The organism is Longimicrobiaceae bacterium (assembly GCA_035696245.1).
Lineage (GTDB): Bacteria > Gemmatimonadota > Gemmatimonadetes > Longimicrobiales > Longimicrobiaceae > DASRQW01.
Genome location: DASRQW010000019.1, coordinates 1 through 3,045, shown reverse-complemented (window position 1 = coordinate 3,045; position 3,045 = coordinate 1). Strand labels below are relative to the sequence as shown.

Here is a 3,045-nt window from a genome sequence, read left to right as displayed (position 1 = left end):
AGCTCCAGCCACAGGCGGGCGGGCGGGGCGGGGGCGAGGGCCGTCCGCCGCTTCGGTGCACTTCTTCGTGTGGGACCGCGCGGAGCTGGAACTGCTGCGCGGACTCCTGGAGCGGCACATCGGCAATCCCGAGGTGCAGCCGCACATCGCACGCTTCGCCGGGCTGCTCTTTCCCGCGGGCGAGACGGGCGCCGGAAGCGCGGCGCCGCCCCCCGGCACGGTGCTGCTGGACGCGGTGGCGGAGCTCTTCGCGCTGCCGGTGCCGTACGCCTACCATCTCCCGGCCGTGTCCGACGTGCTGCGCCCGGCCGAGCACCCGCACGTCCACGCGCCGGCCGACGACTTCGCGTGGCCGCTGTCCAGCCAGGTCGCGTTCGAGCGCATCCACAACGTGTGGAAGTCGCGCCCGCATCGCCGCCGCGGCGGCGTGGTCGCATCTCCCGGCGAGGTGGCGGAGGAGATTCGGTCCGCCGTGCGCTCCAAGCTCGCCGCGGTGGATTCCGTGCTGCGCGCAGTCCGCGAGCGCTCCGCCAAGCGCAAGGACGGGCGTTTGGGGATGGAAGGCGGCGCGATCCCATCGGCGAAGGGCGGCGAGCCGATCCCGCAGGCCACGCTGGAGACGCTGCGCATCTTCACGCAGATGGAGTCCGCGGCGGAGGCGATGTTCATCCGCGCGCTGCACGCCCTGCCCGCGCGCGACCGGGCGCGGCGCTTCGAGTGCATCCGCGGCATGGAGATTTTTGAGCGGCGGGAGGATGGCACGCTCGTCTTCGAGTTCGATCCCGACTGCCGCGAGGCCAAGTTCCGCCCGGGCGACTTCGCCCTCGTCCTCACCAACGAGGACACCGACGGGCTGCTGGAGACGGACCGCTTCCCCTGGAAGCGCCGCCGGCTGATGATGGACCTCGTCGAATACGACCTTGCCGCATCTCCCCCGCGCGTCGTCCTCTCCCCATCGGGCGACTTCAAGAAGGCCGTCGCGGACGGCGAGATCTTCCTGGACCGCGTGTGCGTGCTGGACCGCGCGCCGACGGACTTCAACACGCGCCGCATCATCTCCACCCTGCGTCACCTAGCGGCGGGCACGGGCGAGGCGCGGTTCGTGGTCGATCTGCTGGAGGGCGGCTATCCCGACGGCTGGAGCGAGACGTTGGATGACGGCGGGGGGCGAGAGCTCCTCGCGCGTGCATCCACGGCGTACGGGCGAGAGGTGCTGAACGCGGAGCAGCAGTCGGCGTGGGAGAATGTGTTCCGGCAGACACTTTCCGTCATCTGGGGACCGCCGGGAACGGGGAAGACGTACCTGCTCGCGTGGATCCTGCTCGGACTCGCAGCGTCCGCGCGGCGGGAGGGGAGGCCGTGCCGCATCCTCGTGAGCGCGGCGACGCACCGGGCCATCGTGAACGTGCTGAGCCGCGTCGCGCGGGAGCTGGAGGCGAGCGGGATCGCGTCTCCGCTACGGGCGGTCAAGCTCGCGGGCAGCGGCAGCGAGGCCGACCGCGACCTGGACGGGACGCTCGTGGAGGTCGTGAAGGACACCGCACTGCCGCGGATGCTGGCCGAGAGCGACGCGGCCGGTTCGCCCATCGTCGTCGGCTCGACCGTGTGGTCGCTGTGGAAGCAGATGAAGGCGGCGAACGGCGCGGCCGACGCGGACGAGGAGACGGCGGGCGACGTGCCCGTGCGCCCGTGGTTCGACGTCGTCGTGATCGACGAGGCGTCGCAGATGAAGGTGGGGGACGCGCTGATCGCGCTCTCGTCCGCCCGCCGCGGCGGGCGGGTGATCCTGTGCGGCGACGACCGGCAGCTCGCGCCCGTGATCCGCGGCAGCTACCGCGAGGCGGGCGGCACGCTCTTCGGCTCCGTCTTCGCGCACTTCGCCGGGCTGTACGGCCGCACGTCGCTGCGCGAGAGCCGGCGGATGAACCGCACGCTGGTCGAATATCCGCGCCAGCTCTTCTATCCCGGCCTCGTCTCGATGGAGCCTGAGCACCGCATCCGGACGACGAGCGGCACTTCGACGGATGGCGTCGCATCTACCGAATCCCGCTTGGCGGTAGATGCCGGAAAGTCGGGCGAGCCGGGGGATGCGGAGCTGTTCGAGATGTTCTTCCGGCCGGACGATGCGGTCGTGTTCGCCACGTACGACGGCTACCGCGCCGGCGCACGCAACGCGTTCGAGGCACGGCTGGTGGCGCGCATCGCCCGGATCGCGCGGGAGCGGCTGGTGGACGAGGCGACGGGAGATGCGTTCACGGCGGCCCGCTTCGCATCCCACGGCCTGGCCGTCATCTCGCCGCATCGCGCGCAGAACAGCGCCATCTTGGCCGAGCTGCTGGCCGCCGGATTTCCGCGCGGCGAGCTGCCGGTGGTGGACACCGTGGAGCGCATGCAGGGCAACGAGCGCGAGATGATCATCGTCTCGTACGCGGTGGCCGACGGCGAGTTCGCCGAGCGCGAGGCGGAGTTCCTGCTGAACCCCAACCGCTTCAACGTCTCCATCACCCGCCCTCGCGCCAAGCTCGTGCTCGTCGTGAGCGACGACGTGCTGCGCACCCTCCCCCGCGACGAGCAGGTGATGACCGACTCCATGGCGATCAAGGGCTACCCTGCCCACTGCCGCGACGAGCTGCGGACGGTGGAGATGCACGGCCCGGACGGCGAGCCCGTCACCCTGCGTCTGCGCTACCGCAAGCTGAACGCATCCGCGGCGTCTTCCGCACCGGTGGCGTCGTGACCGGCGAGCAGACGGAGGTGCGGACCACGGAGCGCCTTCCGCTGTTCTCCTTCCCCTGGTTCTCGGGCGCGTTCATAGGCGCGTGGGTCGGCTTGCTCCTCGGCATAGCGGTGGAAAGGGCATTCGGGGTGCAGTGCCAGCCGGCTGGACGAGCGATCCTCGCCGGAGTGATCTCCGGCGTGGCGGTGGGATTCGCCGCGGGCATTCTCGCCCCCCGAGTCACCAGGGGAAGCGGAGCCATCGCGTTGGGCACTGGTGCGGCGCTGATCTTCCTCGTCGCTGCGCGTGGCTTCAGCGCCGGCGCCTGC

The 3,045-nt window shown here is 71.1% G+C and carries 2 protein-coding genes; both read left to right on the top strand.

All coding sequences use genetic code 11. The annotated features are described in order from the left end of the window. The coding region (locus VFE05_00745) for an ATP-binding protein (GenBank protein HET6228570.1) at window positions 1–2,737 on the top strand (2,737 nt) is incomplete at its 5' end. Further along, a partial coding sequence (locus VFE05_00740) for a hypothetical protein (GenBank protein HET6228569.1) occupies window positions 2,734–3,045 on the top strand: 312 nt, incomplete at its 3' end. The genes VFE05_00745 and VFE05_00740, both read left to right, overlap by 4 nt.